Raw genomic sequence first — 1176 nt, 5'->3', positions numbered from 1 at the left:
GCCAGACGGCGACGCTGAGAATGGCCGCCACACCAGCGGCCAGAAAGAAGGCGCGGAATCCGAGCGCGAGGACGGGGAGGGCGTTGAGACGGGAGATGACGACCATGCGGAGCGGGGCCGGTTGGCGCGAAGCGTTCGTGCAGGTTAGCCGCCGCGCCAGCCGCTGGCCTTGATGCCGGTCAAACGGCGGGGCGCACCCCGCCGTGAGATGGATGGCGACCCCTGTCCTCAATGCTCACCCTTGGTCCGCAGCAGCCCCGCCAGGCGATTGCCCTGCTTCTGCGGTCCGCCGCGCGGAAAGATCTGATGGAGGTAGCGATTGCTACCGCGCTCGCGCCCCCAGACGTTGCGGAAGTGCACGATCATGTCGCGCACCGTGGTCTGGATGCCGTTGCGGGCGAAGCGGGCGCGCAGAAAGCGGATCACTTCCCAATGCTCCTCGGTCAAGACCAGCCCCTCCTGGTCGGCCAGGGCGCGCGCGAAGTCTTCCGACCAGTCCGAGGGATCGACCAGATAGCCCTCGCTGTCGGTCAGGATGGCACGTTCGCCGACCTGCATCGCGCGGGTCGTCATGCTCGGGTAGGCGTTGCTGCCCGCCGGGAACTCGCCGGGGAGTCCGCGCGAGTCCCGCTCGGATTGGGTGATGGACCACAGCTCGATCGGGATCTCACCGTCGAGCCGGCCCTCGTAGCGCTCCACCCCGGAGACCAGGACCGTGCCGCTGGTCGGCGGCAGGTCGAAGCTGGCAACGCCCGCGCGGTCGGTCAGCACCGGCGGCGTCTCGCTCCCGTCCGCGTCCAGGCGCAGCACGACAGGGGTGCGCTTCAGCGGCTCATGGGTGGCCTTCATGGAAATTCTGACTGCGATCATCGTCTCATCTCCGACGGTTACGACATCCCGTGGCGCGGTGGGCGGCGGTCCGCCCCGAATCCACACCGGCTTTGATAAGAGCAGCGTAATGGCGATTATGGTCAAAGAAAAACGAAATCGATCGCTCGTTGCTATCGGAAACGTCGATAGAATCAGGCGCCCGACCTTGAGGACACAGCATGGACATCGACCAGATCAAGACCTTTCTCGCGGTCGCCGCCCACGGGAGCTTCCTGGAGGCCGCCGAGCGGGTGCATGTCACCCAGTCGACGGTGAGCGCGCGCATCCAGAACCTGGAGAAGGGGC

The 1176-nt window shown here is 66.6% G+C and carries 2 protein-coding genes; one reads left to right on the top strand and one right to left on the bottom strand.

Annotated elements, in window-relative coordinates:
- Positions 1–228 precede the first annotated feature (228 nt).
- Positions 229–870, bottom strand: a complete 642-nt coding sequence (locus CKO23_RS24805; protein ID WP_200336218.1) for a TusE/DsrC/DsvC family sulfur relay protein — start codon at positions 868–870, stop codon at positions 229–231.
- A gap of 179 nt (positions 871–1049) precedes the next feature.
- Here CKO23_RS24805 and CKO23_RS24800 point away from each other — a divergent pair.
- A partial coding sequence (locus CKO23_RS24800) for a LysR family transcriptional regulator (protein WP_200336216.1) occupies positions 1050–1176 on the top strand: 127 nt, incomplete at its 3' end.

The organism is Thiocystis violacea, assembly GCF_016583565.1.
Taxonomy (GTDB): Bacteria; Pseudomonadota; Gammaproteobacteria; order Chromatiales; family Chromatiaceae; genus Thiorhodococcus; species Thiorhodococcus violaceus_A.
This window is presented reverse-complemented; position numbering and strand designations above follow the sequence as displayed.

Bases quoted from the DNA above. Each gene is read 5' to 3' on its own strand.
- CKO23_RS24805 (WP_200336218.1), bottom strand. From the start codon at position 870: ATGATCGCAGTCAGAATTTCCATGAAGGCCACCCATGAGCCGCTGAAG.